General features: G+C 65.4%; 17 protein-coding genes and 1 pseudogene. 2 read left to right on the top strand and 16 right to left on the bottom strand.

The annotated features are described in order from the left end of the window. The 3 genes from WBV89_RS17450 to WBV89_RS17460 all read right to left on the bottom strand — a co-directional run. Positions 1-1,107 (bottom strand): YHYH protein (locus WBV89_RS17450; protein WP_423982613.1); only part of this gene is annotated, 1,107 nt, incomplete at its 3' end. A gap of 78 nt (positions 1,108-1,185) precedes the next feature. Continuing rightward, positions 1,186-2,139, bottom strand: coding sequence for a YHYH protein (locus WBV89_RS17455; RefSeq protein WP_423982614.1), 954 nt, complete (start codon positions 2,137-2,139; stop codon positions 1,186-1,188). Positions 2,140-2,183: 44 nt separating this feature from the next. Then, positions 2,184-3,263: a hypothetical protein gene (locus tag WBV89_RS17460; RefSeq protein ID WP_423982615.1), complete on the bottom strand. Its 1,080-nt coding sequence runs from the start codon at positions 3,261-3,263 to the stop codon at positions 2,184-2,186. Positions 3,264-3,572: 309 nt separating this feature from the next. Here WBV89_RS17460 and WBV89_RS17465 point away from each other — a divergent pair, with 309 nt between their 5' ends. Beyond that, positions 3,573-4,652: a S1C family serine protease gene (locus tag WBV89_RS17465; protein ID WP_423982616.1), complete on the top strand. Its 1,080-nt coding sequence runs from the start codon at positions 3,573-3,575 to the stop codon at positions 4,650-4,652. 156 nt (positions 4,653-4,808) lie between these two features. Next, positions 4,809-5,648, top strand: coding sequence for a PEBP family protein (locus tag WBV89_RS17470; protein WP_423982617.1), 840 nt, complete (start codon positions 4,809-4,811; stop codon positions 5,646-5,648). A 139-nt stretch (positions 5,649-5,787) separates the two neighbouring features. Here the strand turns inward: WBV89_RS17470 and WBV89_RS17475 are convergent. From WBV89_RS17475 to WBV89_RS17535, 13 genes and pseudogenes are all read right to left on the bottom strand, one after another. Next, a pseudogene (locus WBV89_RS17475) lies at positions 5,788-7,046 on the bottom strand (IS256 family transposase); the annotation flags it as partial. Continuing rightward, positions 7,027-7,191, bottom strand: coding sequence for a hypothetical protein (locus tag WBV89_RS17480; RefSeq protein ID WP_423982629.1), 165 nt, complete (start codon positions 7,189-7,191; stop codon positions 7,027-7,029). The gene WBV89_RS17480 and the pseudogene WBV89_RS17475, both read right to left, overlap by 20 nt. 72 nt (positions 7,192-7,263) lie before the next feature. Then, positions 7,264-8,787, bottom strand: a complete 1,524-nt coding sequence (locus tag WBV89_RS17485; protein WP_423982618.1) for a DUF389 domain-containing protein — start codon at positions 8,785-8,787, stop codon at positions 7,264-7,266. Continuing rightward, entirely contained in the window at positions 8,784-10,241 is a 1,458-nt protein-coding gene (locus WBV89_RS17490) for a sensor histidine kinase (protein WP_423982619.1), read from the bottom strand. Before WBV89_RS17490 ends, WBV89_RS17485 begins: the two co-directional genes overlap by 4 nt. A gap of 13 nt (positions 10,242-10,254) precedes the next feature. Next, on the bottom strand, positions 10,255-10,962 hold the full coding sequence (locus WBV89_RS17495) for a response regulator transcription factor (protein ID WP_423982620.1): 708 nt from the start codon (positions 10,960-10,962) through the stop codon (positions 10,255-10,257). 78 nt (positions 10,963-11,040) lie between these two features. Continuing rightward, positions 11,041-12,183, bottom strand: a complete 1,143-nt coding sequence (locus WBV89_RS17500; RefSeq protein ID WP_423982627.1) for a HupE/UreJ family protein — start codon at positions 12,181-12,183, stop codon at positions 11,041-11,043. A gap of 1 nt (position 12,184) precedes the next feature. Further along, on the bottom strand, positions 12,185-12,478 hold the full coding sequence (locus WBV89_RS17505) for a hypothetical protein (RefSeq protein ID WP_423982621.1): 294 nt from the start codon (positions 12,476-12,478) through the stop codon (positions 12,185-12,187). A gap of 64 nt (positions 12,479-12,542) precedes the next feature. Next, on the bottom strand, positions 12,543-13,688 hold the full coding sequence (locus tag WBV89_RS17510; protein WP_423982622.1) for a YHYH protein: 1,146 nt from the start codon (positions 13,686-13,688) through the stop codon (positions 12,543-12,545). Between the two features lie 228 nt (positions 13,689-13,916). Further along, positions 13,917-15,275 (bottom strand): sensor histidine kinase, encoded by a 1,359-nt coding sequence (locus tag WBV89_RS17515; protein WP_423982623.1) that lies wholly within the window; start codon positions 15,273-15,275, stop codon positions 13,917-13,919. After that, the gene (locus tag WBV89_RS17520; RefSeq protein ID WP_423982628.1) at positions 15,272-15,961 is read right to left on the bottom strand and encodes a response regulator transcription factor; all 690 of its coding nucleotides are present in this window, start codon (positions 15,959-15,961) and stop codon (positions 15,272-15,274) included. Before WBV89_RS17520 ends, WBV89_RS17515 begins: the two co-directional genes overlap by 4 nt. A gap of 64 nt (positions 15,962-16,025) precedes the next feature. After that, positions 16,026-18,221, bottom strand: coding sequence for a peroxidase family protein (locus tag WBV89_RS17525; protein ID WP_423982624.1), 2,196 nt, complete (start codon positions 18,219-18,221; stop codon positions 16,026-16,028). A 121-nt stretch (positions 18,222-18,342) separates the two neighbouring features. After that, a complete protein-coding gene (locus WBV89_RS17530) occupies positions 18,343-18,849 on the bottom strand; it encodes a hypothetical protein (RefSeq protein ID WP_423982625.1) in 507 nt (168 codons plus the stop codon). Between the two features lie 1,036 nt (positions 18,850-19,885). Continuing rightward, a complete protein-coding gene (locus WBV89_RS17535) occupies positions 19,886-20,644 on the bottom strand; it encodes a YceI family protein (protein WP_423982626.1) in 759 nt (252 codons plus the stop codon). Positions 20,645-20,688: the final 44 nt, after the last annotated feature.

Below are 20,688 nucleotides of genomic sequence, written 5' to 3' on the forward strand. Positions count from 1 at the left end.
GACCCCGAGCGTGGCTGCCGCGGTGTCGAAGTCCGGAGCACCGCCTGCGGGAGCACCACTTGCAGCACCCTCGCCACCGCCAGCGCCGCCTCCGTCCGCCGGGGGACCCTGTCCGCCCTGACCACCGGTGTCGGCGTCGGTGATCACGCCGTGGTAGCAGTCGATCGAGTACGGGGCTGCGTCCTCGGTCAGGTGGTAGTGGTAGATCCCCTCGGGGTACTCGGGCGTGGCCTCGACGTGGCCCGAGCATTCGTCGAGGTCGTCGTTGCCCAGCGTGACACCGCCCTCGCCCTGCGGGCCGTAGATCGGGAACCCGTCGCGGAGGACCCCGATGATCGTGGAGTGAGCGCCGTCGATGTCGACGTCGTCGGTGATGCAGTACGGCACCCCGTGGTAGTGGTAGCTGTCGCCCGATGCGAGCGGGTGACCGTTGCATGCGTCGATGAAGTAGACACCGTCGAGGGAGATGTTGTCGTCGACGGCGACGAACTCACGGCCTTGGTCCTCGTAGTCGTTGAACAGCGGTGCGCCGCTGATCATGACGCCGATCGTGCTGAGCGAGGTCAGCGTGACCTCGTCGGAGTACACCGGGTTGAGCGTGATCTCGACGTCGAGCGGACTCTCGACGATGAGCCCGTCGGTGTCGGCGATCTCGAACTCAGCAGAAATGTCGTCACCGTCGAACGGGGGCATGTTGCCGGTCTTCGGGACGAGGAACTGGTCGGGCAGTTCGTGGCTCGGCAGTCCGTCGGATGAGAAGGTGAACGTTCCGTCGCCGAGTGTGATCCCCACGTTGTCGGCCCACTGGGCCGCTTCGACACCCGCCGTCGTGTCCGCGTCGCTCGAGGCGGCACCCGGTTCGTTCGTGGCGGCCGGCTCGTCAGTGGCGGTGGAATCTACGGGGGCGGCGTCCGGTGAGCTCGCCGTGTCGACGGACTCGACCAAAGGATCGTCACTCGTTTCAGTCGTCGGTTGGGTGGTCGCATCGGTGTTCGGCGTCGTCGTTGCAGTGTCGGACGAGGATCCACACGCTGCTGCGCCGACAGCGAACGCGATGGCGGCGGTCACGACGCGAATCCGTCGAGGGGCGGTTCGGAAGAGTTTCATGAAGCAGAGTCTCCGGGCTCGCGCTGTGAGGATCCTGTGAGATCGAGGAACTCACGTTGCGATGCCAACGGCCGGCGCTCAGCGCTGCCTCTGGACTGAGGCTTCGCCGGTGAAGCACTCGGAGATGTAGTTGGCCTCGGAGCTGACGTGGTAGTGGTACGTGTCTTCGTCGAACTCCGGAGTGGGTCCGGTGTGGCCCATGCACTCGTCGAGGTCGGTGGGTTCTTCGCCGCCAACGTCCTGAGGCCCGTAGATCCCGTAGCCGTCGATCAGGTAGCCGATGAGCGTCGAGTGTTCACCCTCGGTGTCGACGGCGTCGGTGATGCAGAACGGGATGCCGTGGTAGTGGTACTGGATCGCGTTCGGAAGTGGGTGACCACCGCAGGCGTCGATGAACGGAACGCCGTCGATCGTCTCGTTGTCGTCGTTCGCGACCGTGCCGGTGCCGTCGCCTTCGTACGGGTTGAAGAAGACGGCGCCGCTGATCGCCACGCCGATGGCGCCGTTCGGGGCGGCAATCGCGGACTCGGCAACCGTCGGGACGATCGGGATCTCGAAGCTGGCGTCGTAGGACTCGACACCACCGGCGACGTACTTGCCGTCCCGACCGTCGGCCAGGTACACGTCCAGGTATTCGTGTGACGGCAGGCCGTCGCTCTCGAACAGCATGTTGCCGCCGTCTATCGTGATCGTCACGTTGTCGGCCCATTGAGCGCTCGTCGCGACTTCACTACGCACCGACAATTCGTCGCCCGTACTTGACGCTTCATCGCTCGTTGCGTCGCTCGTCGCCGGATCGGCGGCCACCGTGTCCGCGATGGTGTCTGCTGCCGCGTCGGTCTCCGTCTCGGTTGCGGCGTCCACCGAGGCCGACGTGTCCGAGGCACCCGTGGTGTCGGCGACGGAGGCGACCGAGTCGGTCGTCGCATCCGACACGACGCCGGCACCCTCGCTCGACCCGCAGGCCGACGCGATCACGGCGGTGCCGACGGCGAATGTGATGAGTCTGGATCGGTGCGTATGGAGTCCCATCGCGGCAGTGTGCGTTGCGGACCTGTGGGTTTGCTGTGCGGACCTCAACCCGCCACGAAACGCAGTGCCCGCGATTCGATGACGGGGACCATCATCGTGTTGGACGTCGACGTGAACACGAGCCCTTCGCGCGTCGCCGACACGATCGTGTCGGTGCTGATCGCGGCGTCGTAGATCACGTCCTCGTCGGTGCCCAACGGACCAGCGGCGCTGCCGTCGAGCGGCACCGTCCACCACGCCGACGGGACGTCGTGGTTGCCGTGCGCCTCAGCGGGCTGGCCGACGGTGATCGTGGTCGTGCCATCGTCGCTCTCGATGCCGCTCACCAGCAGTCCGGACCCGTCTGAGCTTGCGAGCAGTTCATCCAGGTCGAGCGCACCGTCAGCCACGGCGATCGAGCCTCGTTGTCCGTCCGCGTCGACGAAGCCGATCGATCGACGTGCGGTGTTCTCGTCGACGTCGAGGAAGTAGACCGTGTCGTCGACAGCGACCGGCGAGATCGCTTCCTCCGCGATGATCAGGTTGCTGCCCGAACCGATCGAGATCTCCGTCACGGCGAGCCGCTCGTCGTCACCCGTGCGGTCCACACGCGTCGCAAACACTGAGCCGTCGTCGTACGACCAGGAGGGGTCGGTGAGATAGATCCCCTCGGTGACACCCACCACCTGCGTCATCGCCGCCTCGTTCGAGGTGGCGCCTTCGGACGATCCGACGTCGAGCGTCCAGAGCCCGCTGCCGTCGAGGCGGTAGTCGGGTGAATAGTTGACGGCCAGTGTGTTCCCGTCGTTGCTCACAGCGAGGCCATAGATGATCGCATCCTCCGGCACGGTGAAAACCGTCTCGTCCACACCGGTCACCGGGTCGAACGCGAAGATCCGGTACGCAGGCCGCGCCCGTTGCTCGACGACGTACACCATCGGGTGCTCGTACGTGTCGACCACGTCGAGGTCCAACGAAAACTGGGTCTCGGTGTTGGGCAGCACCGGCGGCGGCCCGTCATCACCCGCGAAACCGATCGACCACACTGCGAACGTGACGGCGAGTCCCAGCATCACCTGCAACACGCGGACCGTGAACTTCCAACGTCGCACGCTTCGCTTGCGTACCGCATTCGTCCCCGTCATGCTCGGACTCCCGCCGATCGGGGCATGGCTGGCGACATCACCACACCAGAATCTCACGATGAGCTGTGAATCCCCTGTGAACCCGCGAGATCCTGGTCGCGCGAAGCGGATCTCGTGATCCCTACGCGATCCTCATGAAGTCCCCAGCTGGCGCTCAAGTTCGGCGAGAACACTTGCGTCATGGCTTCACCGCAGAACTTCCAACACTTGCAATCAGCAAACGACCACTCGAACCCAATCGAGGCAGCCCCGACGGCTGCGGCGCCTCCCCCGCCGGTCGGCTCTCAGGGTTCGCCGACGCGTTCGAGGATGGCGCAGCGGCCGAGCCGAGCCCGTTTCGGTACGGGCGTCGTGCTCGGCGTCGCACTTTCGGGTGCAGCCGTCGGCGGGTTCGTGGTCGGCACCAGCAACGACTCATCTGCGGCCGTCTCCTTGCCGTCGGCCACGATCATCGGCGAGCCGACAAGTGCAACCTCCATCGCGTCGATCAGCGATCTGGCGGCGGCCGCGCGCCCCTCCATCGTGGCCGTCCGCCAAACCGTGACACAGCAGGGACAGTTCGGCAACACGCAAGAGGGCGACTCCGTCGGGACGGGCTTCGTGTTGTCGGCAGACGGATACATCGTGACCAACAGCCACGTCGTTGCGGACGGCGACGAGACCACCGTCGACTTCGATGACGGAACGACGGTCGCTGCCACGATCGTGGCGTCGGACCCGAGCCACGACCTCGCAGTCCTGAAGGTCGACCTGACCGGCCTCGTGCCGCTCCCGGTCGGCAGCTCCGACGACCTTCGTCTCGGCGACCAGCTCGTCGTGATCGGCTACGCCCTCGACCTCACCGGTGAACCGTCCGTGACGACCGGAATCCTGTCGGGGATGGACCGGTCGCTCACCGAGCCGAACGGCGAATTGCTCGTCAACCTGCTCCAGACCGACACCGCGATCAACCCGGGCAACTCGGGTGGGCCACTCCTGAACAGCCGCGGTGAAGTGATCGGGATCAACACTGCAGTCGCGGGCCAGGCCGAGAACATCGGCTTTGCGATTGCGATCAGCCCGGCCCAGGAACTGATCTCAGAGTTGCAAGCCGGTGTGATCCCCGAGCGCGCTCTACTCGGAGTGACATCACAACCGTCGACCGAACCGGACATCCTGGGCGCCGAAGTGATCGACGTGTCCGCGAACACTGCTGCATCGGCTGCCGGCATCCGAACCGGCGACATCGTCACAGCGATCGACGACGAACCGGTCGATGGGCCCGAGTCGCTCGGAACCCTCATCGCGCAACGCCGAGCCGGCGACGACATCACGGTGACCGTGTCACGCGACGGCCAGCTGCTGGACATCTCCGCACCACTCGGCGTCCGCGAAACAGCATCGCAGTAGACCGCATCCCCCGTGCCGTGGAGAAACGTGCCGCTCGCCCGCGACGACGAGAGCCGAGCAGTCTCTGTGGTCGGTTGGGTCCGTCGACCACCGATCTGGTGCGAATGCTTACCCAATACACAGAGAACCCACAAGGTGCTCGTGGAACCTGTGGTCATGACACAACTGCGCAACCGTGCCTCCTGGCGTTTTGCCTTCCTCCCTCTCGTGTTCGTCGGGCTGGTGACCGCCTGCGGTGCCTCGCCCGACGACGTTGCCGACACCACTGCCGACACCACTGATGAGGAGATCGCGAGCACCATCGCCGCCGAACAGACATCCACCGGCACTGGCCAGACCACGGTCGCAGCCGACGTCGAGTCGACCGATGAAGTTCCGGTGTCGGCCGACACATCCGAACCAGCAAGCCAGGTGACCTCCTCGACGTTCGTCATCGAGGTCTGGGCCGACAACTGGTCGGCGGTCTACGTCAACGGCGCACTCATCGGCGAAGACTCGGTCCCCATCACCACCGAGCGATCGTTCAACGCCGAGACCTTCACCTTCGACGCCACCTACCCGTTCACGATCGCCATCGAAGCAAAAGATTTCAAGGAGACCGACTCCGGAATCGAGTACATCGGCGAGCAGAACCAACAGATGGGCGACGGCGGCATCATCGCCCAGATCACCGACACGTCGACCGGCGAGACCGTCGCTGGCACCGACTCGGAATGGAAAGCTCTCGTCGTTCACCAGGCTCCACTCAACACCGACTGCGAACTCGATGCCGAGCCCGACGAAACATGTGAGTTCCTGATCCTCGAGACACCCGCGGACTGGGCATCGGCCGACTTCGACGACAGCGACTGGACGAACGCCACCGTGTGGAGCGCCGCCGACGTCGACCCCAAGGACGGCTACAACGAGATCACATGGGACCCGTCGGCACAACTGATCTGGGGCACCGATCTCGAAGTCGACAACACCGTCCTACTCAGGACCGCGATCTCGTGAGCGAGGAGCGACCGGGATCACCCAAGACTCGCCCCGCCATCGTGAAACACAGGTTGAGAGCAATTCCGGGGACTGTCGGACGAGTGGTGTAACTGATCTGGCTCATTGTTGGTGTTGGTGGTCGTAGGGCCTCAGAAGAGCGGCCTTCGAAGGTGATGCCGAAGGCGTTGAGGGCGGGCTTCCAGCGGTTCATCCATCGCTCGTGACCGGAGCCGGTCGGGTCGAGCGATCGGACGACGAGGTAGAGGCACTTCAACGCGGCCTGTTCGTTGGGGAAGTACGCCCTCGCTGGTGTCGCCCGCCGGAACCTGGCGTTCAACGACTCGATCGCATCCGTCGAATCGATCACCCGGCGGATCTCGGGTGGGTAGTCCAAGAACGACACGAACTGGGCCCACGCGTTCGACCAGAGCGTCCGGATCGCCGGGTAGCGGGCGCCCCATGTGTCGTGGAACTCGTTGAGGCGGACCTGGGCGTCGGCTTCGTTGACGGCGGTGTAGACGGGTCGCAGGTCTTTGGCCATCTTGTCCCAGTCCCGCCGGCTGGCGAGGCGGAATGTGTTGCGGATCAGGTGCAGCACAGAGGTCTGCACGACCGCCAACGGCCAGCTTGCTTCGATCGACTCGGGCAGGCCTTTGAGGCCGTCGCACACGACGATGCATGCGACTTCGACGCCGCGGTACTTGATCTCGGTCAGCACCTGCAACCAGTATCTGGCTTCTTCGCCGCCGGTGCCGATCCACAACCCGAGGATGTCGCGTTGGCCGTCGACGGTGACGCCGATCGCGGTGGAGAAGGGCCTGTTGGCGACTTGCCGTCTCGGATCTTCACCACGATCGCGTCGATGAAGATCACCGGATACACGCGATCGAGAGGACGGTTCTGCCACTCCGCCAAGTCGTCGAGTCGTCGAGGACCCGGTCGGTGATCTTCGAGATCGTCTCCCGGCTCACATCGGTCCCAAAGGTCTCGGCGAGATGCGATTGGACCTCGCCGGTCGTCGACCCTTTCGCAGTAAGGGAGATCACCATCGAGTCGACCCCGTTCAGGCAGCGCGGCGCTTCTTCACTGTCGCTGGTTCGAAGCTGCTGTCACGATCACGCGGCACGTCGATGTCGACCGGGCCGATCTCGGTGATCACCGTCTTCGAACGGGTCCCGTTGCGTGAGTTGTCGCCGTTGCGGCCCGCCGAGTCGTGCTTGGTGTAGCCGAGATGTTCATCCATCTCGACCTCCAACCGGTCTCGAGGTTCTGCTTCGTGAGATCACCCAGCAACCCTCCCGGAACGGCGTCAGACCTGCGCGCGAACGGCACGTCGGTGAGCGGTGGATCACTTGGAAACGCCGGTGCTGGCAGCGCTGCACGTAGGCGGCCCGTTTCAGCTCTCCTCGGGTTCAGCGGGACCGGCGAGCGTTCGCCTGAGGACCGGCGTTGCATGTTCGAGCATTGCGTTGAGCGCGACGACGAGGTTGCTCGGACGACGAGTCGTTGCCTGGAGTCCGACGAGCTGCGCTCGGCGGGCGAGAATCTTCGTCAGAGACACACGGTCCTACTCGGAGGGCTCACCTGTCTCAGATGGCCAGGACGACTGAGCCAGTGACAACCTGTCCGGTCATCACGGTGAGTCGTCGATGTTCAGCGTCGTCTGTTCGGTGATGGCGATGCGGATGTTGATCGACTCCGCACCCTGAACGACTCGGTCGATCGCATCCCCGAGTTCGTCGAGGTCGTCGGGGGTCGACGGCCCGCTCAACAACACGGTCGCATCGTTGCCGTCGATCTCGATGGACAGGATCTCGTAGTCGCGTTCGTCGATCCACTCTTCGACGGCGGCCGTGGCCCGCTCGGATACGGCGTCGGACTCGTTGATCGACGCCGTGTTCGCGACCAGCGCGGCGATCACGGCGACGGCGATCGCACCGAACGCGATCGTCCACCAGTCGAGTGTCCATCGTCGAGCCGATTCGGCGGCTGCGGCACCGGTCACGATGAACGTGAGTGCACCCATCGCAACGATGGCCAACGCGTTGGTGCCGAACAGCAGCAGCGCGCCGAGTGACTCCCCCGATGCGCCGAGTTGCGCGGTGACCCCGACCACCGCCAACGGTGGAACAAGCGCGATCGCGACTGCCACGCCGGGCAACGCATCGGAGACGTCGCTGCGCGAGAGCGCATAGGCACCGGCCGCTCCCGCCGCGAGCGCGATGCCCAGGTCGAGCAGTGTCGGCGAGATCCGCGAGGCGATCTCGGAGTTCGCGTCGACGTCGGTACTCGGACCGAGGATCGCCGTCATGAGGAAACCGGTTCCGACCGCGACGCCGACCCCGACGGTTGCGACGAGACCGGCCCGCTTGAGTTCGTCGGCCCAGCCCATTACCAGAGACAGCGACATCCCCATGAGCGGAATGAGTAAGGGGGCCATGAGCATCGCGCCGATGACGACGGCGGTGGAATCGGCGATGACTCCGAGCGATGCAATCGCCGACGCGAAGCCCATCAGTATCACGAAGCGAAAGAACCGCTGTTGTCGGTCAGGTCCGTGATACAGCACCTTGTCCCGGATCGGCTCGCCGGTCTCGGCGTTGGTCGCCCGGTCACCGATTGCTCTGGCACCCAGCACGAAGACTCTCGTGAGTCCGAGCGAGGAACCGACCTCGCCTGCCGTTCCTGCCCGGTTCAGGCCGACGGTTGCCACGGCGACGGCGAAGGCGCCGATGGCGCCGAGCGAGAGCGACAGCAGTTCTTTGTCGAAGTAGACGAACAGCCCGGCGGCGCCGACGAACGTCGCGCAGGTCACCAATCCGGCCAGACGGCCGAGCCGCCTGACCGTGAAGCGCGTGGCGACGAGACCGACGAGCAGCACGACGAGCCCGCCGCCCCGTGTCACCGGCTCGATGAAGCGCGGGCCGTCCATGAGCAAGAGACCGCCTCCGACGAGCGAAACCAGCCCCAACGGCACGAGGTGCCGCACCCGATCCCGAGCGGCGAACGCGATGAGTACGACGCCACCGATGACCAGCGCAATACCGATCCGCTGTGGGGGACGATCGCTCGACGGGGCAGTCAACGCGACGAGCACGCCGATCGTCAACGCGACGACGGCCCAGGCCGCCGGCGTCGCCCACCACCGCAACTTCATGGTGCCTCGACGGGCTCCTCGATCGCCTGCGGGACGCATGGGAGACGTACGGTGATGGTCGTTCCGCCGCCGGGTGTCTCGCCGACGGTGATGGCGCCCTGGTGGGACGCGATGATCTGGTTGGTCAGCGCGAGGCCGAGCCCAGCGCCGGCATGGCCGGTGCGTGTTCGCGACGCGTCGAGCCGCACGAACGGTTGGAAAATCCGTTCGCGGTCGGCCTCGGCGATCCCCGGTCCGTGGTCGACGACCGAGACGTCGAGATGGGTGCGGTCGGCCGTCATCCTGATCTGGACGTCGCCGTCGGAGTGGCCGCACGCATTTGCTCCGAGGTTCAAGATGGCCTGGTGGAGCCGACCCGGCACCCCGGCGATGCGGCAGTCGATTCCAGGCGGCATACGGCGTTCGATCCTGCGATCGGGGTAGGCGGATCGGAGGTCATCGACGACATCTGTGACGATCTCCGCGACATCGAACACCTCGGGCTCGGTATCTGTCGACGCGTTGCGGGCGAGTTGCATCATGTCGTTGACCAACGAATTCAGGCGCGCGCTCTCGTTGCCCATGCGTTGCATCGCCCGTTCCAACCCTGCGTCGTCGAGCATGCCGTTCATGTAGAGATCGCTGTAGCCGTGAAGCGCGGTGAGCGGGGTGCGGAACTCGTGCGACACGTCAGCAAGGAACCGTTCCATCTGATCACGAGCCGTCCGAGCATCGGTTGCCGACGACTCGCTGACCTCGAGTGTGGAGCGGATCCGGACCAGCATGCGTTCGAGGTCCGCTGCCAACTGAGCGGTTTCGCGTGTGCCCGACGGCGCGCCGATCGCGGTGTCGAGTTCGCCGTCGGCCACGCGTGTCGCCGTTCCGGCCATCCGGACCACGGGACGGCTGACCATGCGTGCGACGAGCCAGAGAACGATCGCTTCGAGCACGACGACGACGAGACCTCCAACGAGCAGGGTGCGTCGGAAGTCGTCGACTGCAGCGTTGAAGCGGTCGAGCGGGAGCGACGTGAGCGACGTCGCGCCTTCCGGGAGCGGACTGATTCGCACCCGGAAGTCTCCGGCGGCTGACGTCACCGTGCCGTCGCGTTCCGCGAGCACCAAGAGTTCGTCGGACGTGAACGGATTGTCGCCCCCGGTCACCCGCAGGACCGTTCCATCGGTTGCAAGCGTGATCTCGCTCGGCGGATCGACGGTGAGGATGCCGGGCGACTCTGCCGGCACGATACTCGGGTCATCGGGCTCGGTTGCCGGTGCACCGGGTTGGTCGGACGCGACGACCGGGGCGTTGCGGCTGTCTCGTGCGGCTTCGGCGCGGACGAGTTCGTCGTCGATGTCGGCGAGGCGGTTTGCCGATTCGGTCCGGTCCACGTAGACGCCGAAACCGACGAGCCCAACCGTGATGGAGAGCAGCGTCGGCACGAGCATCAACGTGAGCAGCGACGGTCGCTTCATGCCGGCGAGCACGTCACGAGTCGGGTTGGGTCAACACGTAGCCGTGCCCTCGGCGGGTGTGGATCAGTCCGTTTCGATCGCGGTCGATCTTGCGACGCAGGTAGCCGATGTACAACTCGACGACGTTGTCGCTTCCGTCGTAGTCGTAGTCCCACACGTTCACGAGGATCTGCGCCTTCGACAGCACGATGCCGACGTTGACCATCAGATAGTGCAGCAACCGGAACTCGGTCGGCGACAGTTCGATGTCGTCCCCACCCCGTCGGACACGTTTGCCGGCGATCTCGAGGACCAGGTCGTCGACGGTCAGCAACTCCGGTGTACCGCTCCGTCCGATTCGACGCAGGATCGCAGCGACCCGCAGGACCAATTCGTCGACACTGAACGGCTTCGTCAAATAATCGTCCCCACCGGCGACGAATCCCTCGATGCGATGCTCGGTCCGATCGCGGGCGGTGAGGAACAGCACCGGACAGAACCGGCCGCGATCACGCAACCGACGACAGACCTCGAACCCGTCGAGACCGGGGAGCATGACGTCGAGCACGATGAGGTCGAACGGCGATTCGGTCGCCGCAGCCAGCGCCGCCGTGCCGTCGCCGACCTCGTGGACGATGTGACCCTGATACCGCAGCGCTGTCGCGACGACATCGCGGATCGCCGGTTCGTCCTCGACGACGAGCACCTGGCTCGACGATGATGTGGGCGACGCATCGGTCATCACCACATTCAACTCCAGGATGCTGTGCGTTCGCTGTGAACACGCAGCATGTGGTCGGCGGTCGGTGGTCGGGGTGTCTCAGATGGGGAGATCGGCGAGGCGCGATGCGGTCCAGAGCACGCCGAACACCGCGCAGCCGGTGGCTGCTGCCGTGCGGACCCAGACGACCCGCTGGTCGAGGACCAGGCTGAACAGCCAGAGCGCCGCGACGACGAGCAGCACGAACAATGTCTGAGCGATGTCGATGCCCAGGTTGAACGCGCCGAGCGCGAGGAGACGTTGCGAGGTGGCGACGCCGAGGCCGCCCAAGCTCGATGCGAAACCGAGTCCGTGGATCAGGCCGACGAGCGCTGCGATCCACGGCCGGGCATCGCGGGCACGACCGCGGATGGCCAACACGGCTGCGGCGACGATCGACAGCGAGATCGCCGGTTCGACGACCCACGCCGGAACCGACACGAGCTCGAAGTAGGCGAGACCGAGACTGACCGCGTGGCCGAGCGTGAACGCGGTCACCAACTTGACGGTTCGGCGCGCCGTTTGGGTGGTGATCGTGGTTCCGGCGACGGCGAGCGTGAGCACGAGAAGAAACAGCAGGTGATCAGGTCCGAACCGGATGTGGTCGATCCCGAGTTTGAAGAACGACGTCGCGCTCGACACCGCGCCGAGCGAGAACGACGCGGTGCCGTCGTCGCCGAGTTCTCCGGTGACGGCACCGTCGGGGTGCGACAACACGATGTTCGTCGACGGTCCGTCGAATCTCCAGTCGACTTCGACCTCGGTGACCTCGCCGTCGTGGGGACCCGACGCGAGCACGAGCATTGCGTACGACGATCCACCGGCGTCGTCCGCTCCGGTCTCGCTCGGGGTCGGGACGCCAGCGCCGATGATCTCGGCGGGCTCGCCGTCGACCGTCAGCTCCACGTGCTCACGAGCGTTCCCGACGAGCGTCGGGGCGACGTCGGCCTCCTGATCGGCCAGTTCCTCGCTGTCGATCAGCCCGTCGCCCGAGGTGTCGAGGTAGCCGAGGTCGGCGAAAGGAACCGATGCAGTGATGATCACCCGTCGGCTGTCGACGGCCACGACCGTGCTCCCGTCGGTGGCGTCGTGCGCCGACACCGGTGACACACCGGCGACGACCGCCAGCATCGACACCGCCAGTGCGGCGAGTAGCGCGACGAGCGGTGTGGACCGGCGGATCGACAACCGCTGGGTCATCATCTCAGGCACCGCCGCCGGGACCCTCGCCGTTGGGCAGTGCCACGTTGTCGTTGTCGGGGCTCGACAGCGTTCGGTCGGCAGTCGCTCCGACCCGGCAGACGGGCAGGTTCGGCGAGTCGTCGGTGAGGTGGTAGTGGTAGGTCTCTCCGAACTCGTCAGTTTCGGACACGTGGCCCGAGCACTCGTCCAGGTCCGATGGAATCTCGCGGTCCTCCTCCGGGCCGTAGATGGCGGAGCCGTCGAACAACGCCATCGGAACCAGGTGTGCGGCGATGCGCCGCTTGGAGACGGTCATCGGGAGCTCCTTCTTGTTTGGGGTCTGTTCGCTCTCGTGTGCCCGAGTGGTGGGCGACATCGACTCAGCCGTCACCGGGCGGCGGGCCCTCGGGTCGATCGCCGCCGCCACCGGCGTCGCCTGCACCGGCGACGGTTTGGCCGATCAGGCACTCGATGACCTGGTTCGCGGCGGCGTTGTTGGCGTGGTAGTGGTAGTCGAGTTCGTCGGTGGTGTGGCCGTTGCACTCATCGAGATCTGCGGCGTCAGCGTCGTCGAGGGGGCTGTGGATCGGGTAACCGTCCATCGCGTAGCCGAACTGGGGCGTTTCGCCGTCTGCGACGTCGGTGTCGAGTTCGGAGCAGCCGACGGCGCCGTGCAGGTGGTATCCCTCGAACGGGTTGAAGTGCGCCCCACAGTCGTCGAACGATGCAATCGTGTACGCACCGAGGATCGCCTCAGCCGGTGCGGATGCCGCGATGACCACCCCGTCGAGGGTCACGCCCTGATTTCCCTGCGGCGCAGCCGAGGCGTCTGCGGCGACGGGTTCCACCGGAATCTGGACGGTCGTCGTGATCGGCTCGCCGTTCTCCAACCATTCGAGCATTCCTTCGACGCAGTGGTTCTGGAGGGACGGGTCGACGTCCGGGTTCGCCGCGAGTTCGAACTCTTCGGCCGTTTCGGTGACGAGGATGTTGCCGTCCTCGTCGTACATCTGCCAGTTGTCGTCGCCATACAGCGTGGGCAAGTCGACGAAGAACTGGCCGTCGAGGTCGTATAGCCCTTCGCCGTCGAACCACAGCCCGCCGGCATCGGCGCTGTCGGAGATCGTGTCCGGGCAGAACGGCCCGACGTCGTGGCTCGTCGGATAGCCCGCCACGGTGAGGCTGTAACAGGTGGTCTCGGCTCCGCCGCTGAGCGTGCAGTCCTCGGTCGTGGCGTCCTCGGCGAGCGCTCCGTCGAAGAACAGGCTGGCATCGACACCCGTACCCGTCGACGAGGTGGATGTCGCCGCCTCGGTACCGGTGACGGTCGTGTCGGAATCAGTCGTGTCGCTGCCGGTCAACTCGCCGTCGCCGGCCGCAGTTTCGGTCGTCTCGGCGTCGTCGTCGACGCTGGACGCATCATCGGACGACGACCCGCATGACGCCAGCAGCAGCGTCACGGGAATCGCCAGCAGACCGGCGAGACGGCGGTTCGATCGCACCACAGGACTGGGTTCAGTTCTCATGCGCGGCGACGGTACGCGATGCGCCTGTGAAGAACCTGTGGGATCTGCACAAAGAATGCGGGCGCCGTCCACGCAGTCGGCGCAACTCTCCAGAACCGCATGCCGACGCTCAGACTGCTGCGGGTAGGACAGCGACCGGACAACGCGAGTCGTGAGCAGCTCGGTGGTGGTCGATGCCGCCTGAGCGATGCGAGATGACGAGACGACAGCCTCGCGATCCGTCGTCGATCAGCGTTGCTGAAGGGTGAACCCGATTTCGGGTTCACCGGCTTCGGACGTTTCGACGAACGCTGTCCCGCCGTGTCGTTCAGCGATTTGGCGGACGATCGCGAGCCCGAGGCCCGAACCGGGTGTGGAGCGCGCCGAGTCGCTTCTGAAGAACCGGTCGAAGACGGCATCGCGCTCGTCGAGTTCGATGCCTGGTCCGCGATCTCTGACCACCAGCCGCCGGTCTCTCAGTTCCACTTCGATCGGCTCGTTGGTCGGACTGAACTTGTCGGCGTTGCTGAGCAAATTCGTGATGGCGCGCTCGATGTCGGTCGGGTTCCCGGTGATCTGGGTCGGTTCGAGGCGGAGGTCGACGGATCGTCCGGTACGGATTGTGAAGCGTTCGACGGCGCTGGTTGCCGCGTCGGCCACATCGAAATCGACGTGGATATGATCGTTGGTCGGGTCGGTTGCCAGTTGGATGAGTTCGCCGAAGAGATCGCTCAGTTCGGTGACTTCGATGGTGAGTCCGTCCATGAGTGCGGTGTGCTCGTCGGGTGGCAGGTTGGGTGCGCGTTGGAGAAGTTCGATGTTCGTGCGCAGGCTCGTGAGCGGTGTGCGGAGTTCGTGAGCGGCATCTTGGACGAGGCGCCGCTGCTGTTGTCGACTCAGACTGAGGGCGGCCAACATCTGATTGAAGCTCGTGGTGAGGCGGCCGACCTCGTTGGGGCCCGTCACGCTCGCGTCGAGTGGTGTGAGGTCGGCACTGGTCGTGACCCGTTCGGTAGCAGCGGTCAGTTCTTCGAGCGGTCGCGTGGTCCGGCGCATCAGCATCCACCCGAGCAGCGCCGCGAGCGTGGCGAGGAGGACGCCGATCCCGGCGAGGCGCCACCGAAGCCGCGACAGCACGTCCGAGGTGGCGGTGGTCGCCGTGGCGACCTGCACTGCGCCATCGTCGGCGTTCACGGTAAGCATTCGGTACGTGGTTCCGTCGACCTCGATGTCGCGAAGCGCGCTTCGAGCGCCGGCCGCGACCTCGATGTCGGTGTCACTCACCGGGAGTGTCTGCCCGCTCGATGCCGTCACCACCCCGTCTCGGTCCAGCGTCTGTGCGATTGCGTCAGGGTCGAACGCGAGGTCGGACCCACCAGGATCGGTGCTGTCCCCGTCGCTCCTGCTCTGGTCGGTGCGGTCGGGGTCTTCGCTGCTCGGCTTCTGCCGGGTTCCGTCGGTCAACTCGGCGGCTCGCTGCTCGAGAAACCGGTCGGTCTCATCGACGAGTTCGCTTCGAGTGGAGCTGTAGGCGAGCAACGACGCAGCGGTGATCCCGCACACCACGAGCGCGGTCACGATGACGACCACACGAGTGCGCAACGTCATGCTGATTCAGCCGTTGCAGCACGTAAGACGTAGCCGATTCCATGAACCGTGTGGAGCAGGCGGTCCTCGCCACCGGATTCGAGCTTGCGGCGCACGAGACGGGCGTGGACGTCGAGTGCCTTGGACGAGGTCTCCGATGCGTAGCCCCAGATCTCGGCGTACATCGTCGCGCGGTCGAGCACCTTGTCGGGATGGCGCATCAACATGGCGAGGATCTCGAACTCCGTCGGGGTCACCTCGATGGCCCGTCCCGCTCGATGGATCTCTCGGCTGTCGAGATCGAGTTCCAGATCCTCGAACACCAATCGACCTGTGTCCATCCGCTCGGTCCGACGCAGCAGCGCCCGGATTCGAGCGAGGAGCTCATCGAGCGCGAACGGCTTGGGAAGGTAGTCGTCGGCGCCTGCGTCGAGACCGTCGACACGATCCTGAACTTCGTCGCGTGCGGTGAGCATGAGCACCGAGATGTCGTCGCCGCGCGCCCGGAGTCGACGACAGACGCTGAGTCCGTCGACGAGGGGCATCGACACGTCGAGCACGATGACGTCGGGTGCGTGCTCGTCGACGGCCGCGAGCGCACACGCGCCATCGGGTGCGCCGACGACCGCATAGCCCTCGAAGCGCAGGGCCCTTTCGAGGGCTTCGCGGACCTGGGTGTCGTCTTCTGCGACGAGGACCGTGCGCATGCTCACACGTGGCATTGTGACCGCTCGTCCCTCGGATCACACGCACTCAGGGTCCGCATCGGTGTCAGCCGCGCCCGTCGCCCCTGCGTTGGCCGCCGCGTCGACCGTCGTCGCCTCGGCGCCGGTCGCCATCGCGCCCCGCTGCGTTGTCTTGTCCAACATGGTCGTCCTCGTCGTCGCTCACTGGCTCCTCGGCGGTGACGTCGGCGGAGTCCGGAGCGACCTCGGTGTCGGTGTCCGTGTCGAGAACGAACACGTTGGCGCGGAGGTCGTCGGGATCGACATCGCTGTTGGTGGCGATGACGTCCGCGAGGCTGCGGCGGTAGTCGATGCCGTAGTCGGCGGCGATGACGTCGAGCGCGGCGTCGTTGCCGTAGAAGAAGCGGTCGCCGTCACGGAGTGCACTGAACTGCGCAGTCCACATCGCGAGTTGCAGCTCGCCGAACTCGGTGCCCGGAACGTGCTCTTCGGAGACCATTCCGGTGAACGCATCGACGGAGTCGACGTCGCCGTAGATCGCATTGAGTCGGGCGGCCGTCGTGGTGCGCCGCTCCGCGGTCACTGTTGTCGTGTCCGCGGCTTCGGTTCCTGGTTCGAGCCGGTTGCCGTCGGCGTCCTCGAGAAGGACGAAGTCGAGGATGCTCGGATCGTCGATCGGGTTGTCGGCGTCGATCTCGGGGTCGTTGGGGAATTCATCGGTCGCCTCACCGGTGATGTCCGTGAACGACTCGACCCGCTCGAGTCCGTACGCCTCGCGCAGATCGTTATAGGTCGGCATGCCGTGGTCGGCGGCTCGGATCACGTCGATCGCGCCGAGGTCGTTGACGACGGTGAAACACCCGGCAATCTGGGTGCCGTCGAGACAGTCGGCCGGGTTCTCGACATCCGGCCCGGGCACTTGGAACAGCACGCTGCGCAGTTGGTTGTCGATCTGTTCGTCGTTCGCGTACGCCGCCTCCGACGCGAGGCCGGCGAGCATGTTGCCGAGTCCGACCTCGGTCAGAAGGCCCGGATTGCCGAACGCCACACCGAGCGGGATCGCGAACTCGACGACCGTGTCCTCGACGGTCACCTCCACGCCGGCCGCCTGCAAGTCGGCGATCTGGTCATCGGTGATCTCAGACCGATCAATCTCGCCTTCGAACTCGCCGTGGATCGACGAGTGCGCCCGATACCCGACGGTGGCGAACTCGTTGGTGATCGTCGGATCGACCGTGGAGTCGTAGCCGGCGTAGTCGTCCAGTTCGACGCCCATCGCGGGGAGGAACTCGTTGTAGGTGATGTACTGCTGCAACGCGGCAACCGAGCGCTGGGCGACCTCGAACTTCGACTGTTCGTCCATGTCGTCGGGGAGCAGGTCGACGATCCGGTTGTGTTCGAGTGCGAACAGCGTGTGCACCGCCGTGAGGCCGACGTTCTCGTTGACGCGGACGTCGCCGGCGAACACCGCCGCTGACGGATCGCCCATCAACCGGCCCTGCAGGTCGACCTCGGGAGTCTCGGCATCAGGACGGGCCGACGCTGTGGGAAGGAAGCCGTCGACGAGAAGTAGCGATGCGTCGTTGTTCACCGGGTCGCCGTCGACCGACCCCTCGCGCAGCCAGTCGAGACGTTCGTCGGATCCGCCGTACACAGCAAAGGCATCGATGAACGAGCTGACGGTGTTGGTCTGTTCGCGTGTCGTGTCGACACCGGTGCCGTCGGCTGCGGCCGATCGGGTGGTCGCGATCGCGCCGAGGTCGTTGGCGAACTCCTCGAGCAGATCATCGGAGTCGTACGGGACAACCAAGTCTTCGTCGCCTCCCTCGCGGAGCGAGATGGTGTGGTCGATGAACTGCCCCCACACGAAACTCCAATGACTGAGACCGTTCTCGGAGAAGATGTTCTGGTTGGAATCGTTGAAGATCCGATTGCTGATGTACCGCTCGTCCGGTCCGTCGACGAGTTCACCGCTCCCGTCGACGTAGGCCGCATCGGTGACTCGTGCGTACTCGGTGTCGGTCTGACCCAGGCTCGGATCGTCGACGTTGTTCCCGGACCCGTCGAGGGTCCGACCGTCGGCCAGTGCCGCTGCGAGTGCGGTCGAAATGGACGTGTCCGCCGACGTCGAGCCTTCGTCCGTCTGTGCGTTCGCTGTGCCGACTGCGCTGCCGATGACGACGGGGGCAGCCACCGCGACGAGCGCAAGTCGCCGCGACAAGGGTGGTGCGAAACGACGGTTGTTGGTCACGGTTGAGGGCGATGGTGTGTGGTTGGTCATGGTGTGCTCCTTGCTTGGGGGGTGAGTGGGGTCGAGGGGCCCGGTGGGCCGGCGTCGTGGTTGCGACACGACGCTGCCCCACCGACTCCACTCGTGGGTGGGGTGATTCGTTGACGAAAGGTCAGCTCTCGTCGTTGACCTTGTCGACGGCGTTGGCTTCGGCGTCGGCGAGACGTTCGGCTGCTTCGTCCTCGGTCAGGTCACCGGCTGCGACCTTCTCCTCGAGACGTTCGGCCTTGCCGTCGACGATCGCCTGGACGACCTCATCGACGTCGACGCCCTGTGTGGTTGCGATCTCTGCGATCGTCGAACCGCCGTCGCGGGCTTCGCCGAGCTCATCGGTCGTGAGACCGAGGGTTTCAGCGATTGCTTCGCTGTTGCCACAGCCGCGCCCGTCGCCACGATCGGCGCCGTCATCGCTGTCGACGACGTCGTCGGTCGACGTCGCATCGTCCGCTGGGTCGTCGATCGTCTGGAGCCCTGCCGGCGCTGCGGCCTCGGCAGTGGCGACCACTGGGGTCGCCGCATCGGTGCCGTTTCCGGCCTGAGCGATGACGCTGCCGGCTCCGATGACGCCGCTGGTGAGCAGAGCTGCGGAGAGCAGTGCTTTGGTGAGTGCCTTGTTCATGGGGTCGTGTGTCCTTCTCGTTTGGGGGTGTCGCCGATTTCGTTCGGCGGTGTCGTTGTCGACATCCATCACGTTCGTGGTCGCGTGTAAAGCCCGAGGTCAGTCGTTCGAAGAGAGATCGAAAGATCGACTCGCGACGGTTCGCTCAGGTCCACTTCTGGCCCTTCAGTTCGACCGTCCGGTTCAGGATCGCCACCGTCGTCACCGCCGCGAGGACGGAGACGAACGACAGCATCAAGGCGGGATCATCGACGACCTCCGCTGGGTGCAGCGTGCGTGCACACGGAGCGACGAGCGCTGCAGGAATCAACCAGACCACAGCCCGTCGCAAGGCGATTCGCACACCGACGGGCGATCGTGAAACACAGGTTGAGCGCGATCCCGGCCCACAGCGCCGGTTTCACGTACCGATTCGTGAACAGCCCGCTGGTGATCGTGAGCTGCATCGACACAACGATCCACGCGACGACCGGAGCGAGAGGCAGGAGTACGTAGTCAGCAAACGGAACGAACAACGGCAACATGGGCGCCGCTGTTCCTCCAGGAACGCGACGAGGTGGTCGCCGGTCCACCACCGCGGCTCGATGACCTTCTCCACGCCAGCCCTGAACCACCCGGCGGCAAGGAAGAGTTGCAACGGCAGAAGAAATGCCAACTTCCCGACCGGCAGACGGCGAAGTCTTCGGCGGGTCTGGCTGTCCTGCCCGTGCCGAACTCTGGCCGGCGAAATGAGCGCGCTTGTTGTGTCCACGCACAGCAGCGTCGGAGCTCTCCGCGAGGGAAACCATCGAACGAAGATCGAAAGACCCTCGCCGTCCGTCGCCGCACCCACGACGGGAGGCGAATGGAGACAAGGTTGTCGACCTCGGACACCTTGCCGATGGCCGTGTATCACGGACGTATCCGGTCGCCTGCCGGCGGGCGCGACGCGAGCCCGAGTCGTGCCCGCCACTGAGCCATCGTGAGCGAAGCCCCCGAGGTCGTGAATCTGGTCGCAGGTGCCTGTGGGCAGGTACTCCCGAGTGAGTACCGCGAGTCAGCGGACCAAGAGCAGTTGCAGCTCGAGCACCCCGAAATCCTCGACAGAGACCACAATCTGACTGTCGGGCACTTCGACGCCGTAGTCGCTGAAGGTGATGTCGGTGGAGCCGACGACCACGATGGTGTCCTGGATGAGTTGCGCATCGAGGTCGATGTCGACGTCTTGGGTCGTGCCGTGGACCGTGAGTTGGCCGCCCCCTGTTGCAGCGAACGCCTCACCCGCCAGCGCTGCATCGGTCAGTTCGACCGGTTCGGTGAGCACGAAAGACGCTGACGCAAACTCGCCGGTGTCGAGCGCATCTTGCACGTTGTCGTCACGGCGAGAATCCTCGGTGGTGATGGTCGTGACATCGACGTCGAAGGTCACGTCGGTCACCGTCGTGCCGTCGATGACAATGCTGCCGGCAACGTCGCCCGTCCGCCCGACGGCCGTGGTCGAACCAACCCCGGACAGTTCCTCCTCGATCCGGAAACCGACGAAGGAACCGGTCGCCGACTCGTAGTCGAAGTCACCGGTTGTCGTGTCGACTGTCCACGTGCCGCTGAGGTCGGCCGCTGCACCGTTCGCGTCGCTTGTGTCGTTTGTGTCGGTGGCTGCGTCGTCGACGTCCGCGGTATCGACGGACTCGGTCGCCGCCGCGAGGCTGACCTCGGCGACGGGGTCGCCACGGAAGAACCACCACACACCTGTGGCGACGACAACGAGAACGACGGCGGTGGCAGCCGCAAGTACCTTCAGCAATCTCGAGTTCATGCGCGCACCATACGAATCGAACCTGTGCGATCTCTGTGTGAACC

Source organism: Ilumatobacter sp., from assembly GCF_049588435.1.
Lineage (GTDB): Bacteria > Actinomycetota > Acidimicrobiia > Acidimicrobiales > Ilumatobacteraceae > Ilumatobacter_A.

What these genes read in the sequence shown, in the direction of transcription:
- WBV89_RS17510 (WP_423982622.1), bottom strand. Translation starts at nt 13,688, where the DNA reads ATGAGAACTGAACCCAGTCCTGTGGTGCGATCGAACCGCCGTCTCGCC.
- WBV89_RS17470 (WP_423982617.1), top strand. Translation starts at nt 4,809, where the DNA reads ATGACACAACTGCGCAACCGTGCCTCCTGGCGTTTTGCCTTCCTCCCT.
- WBV89_RS17485 (WP_423982618.1), bottom strand. Translation starts at nt 8,787, where the DNA reads ATGAAGTTGCGGTGGTGGGCGACGCCGGCGGCCTGGGCCGTCGTCGCG.
- WBV89_RS17515 (WP_423982623.1), bottom strand. Translation starts at nt 15,275, where the DNA reads ATGACGTTGCGCACTCGTGTGGTCGTCATCGTGACCGCGCTCGTGGTG.
- WBV89_RS17495 (WP_423982620.1), bottom strand. Translation starts at nt 10,962, where the DNA reads ATGACCGATGCGTCGCCCACATCATCGTCGAGCCAGGTGCTCGTCGTC.
- WBV89_RS17505 (WP_423982621.1), bottom strand. Translation starts at nt 12,478, where the DNA reads ATGACCGTCTCCAAGCGGCGCATCGCCGCACACCTGGTTCCGATGGCG.
- WBV89_RS17465 (WP_423982616.1), top strand. Translation starts at nt 3,573, where the DNA reads ATGGCGCAGCGGCCGAGCCGAGCCCGTTTCGGTACGGGCGTCGTGCTC.
- WBV89_RS17535 (WP_423982626.1), bottom strand. Translation starts at nt 20,644, where the DNA reads ATGAACTCGAGATTGCTGAAGGTACTTGCGGCTGCCACCGCCGTCGTT.
- WBV89_RS17525 (WP_423982624.1), bottom strand. Translation starts at nt 18,221, where the DNA reads ATGACCAACCACACACCATCGCCCTCAACCGTGACCAACAACCGTCGT.
- WBV89_RS17520 (WP_423982628.1), bottom strand. Translation starts at nt 15,961, where the DNA reads ATGCGCACGGTCCTCGTCGCAGAAGACGACACCCAGGTCCGCGAAGCC.
- WBV89_RS17460 (WP_423982615.1), bottom strand. Translation starts at nt 3,263, where the DNA reads ATGACGGGGACGAATGCGGTACGCAAGCGAAGCGTGCGACGTTGGAAG.
- WBV89_RS17530 (WP_423982625.1), bottom strand. Translation starts at nt 18,849, where the DNA reads ATGAACAAGGCACTCACCAAAGCACTGCTCTCCGCAGCTCTGCTCACC.
- WBV89_RS17490 (WP_423982619.1), bottom strand. Translation starts at nt 10,241, where the DNA reads ATGAAGCGACCGTCGCTGCTCACGTTGATGCTCGTGCCGACGCTGCTC.
- WBV89_RS17455 (WP_423982614.1), bottom strand. Translation starts at nt 2,139, where the DNA reads ATGGGACTCCATACGCACCGATCCAGACTCATCACATTCGCCGTCGGC.
- WBV89_RS17500 (WP_423982627.1), bottom strand. Translation starts at nt 12,183, where the DNA reads ATGATGACCCAGCGGTTGTCGATCCGCCGGTCCACACCGCTCGTCGCG.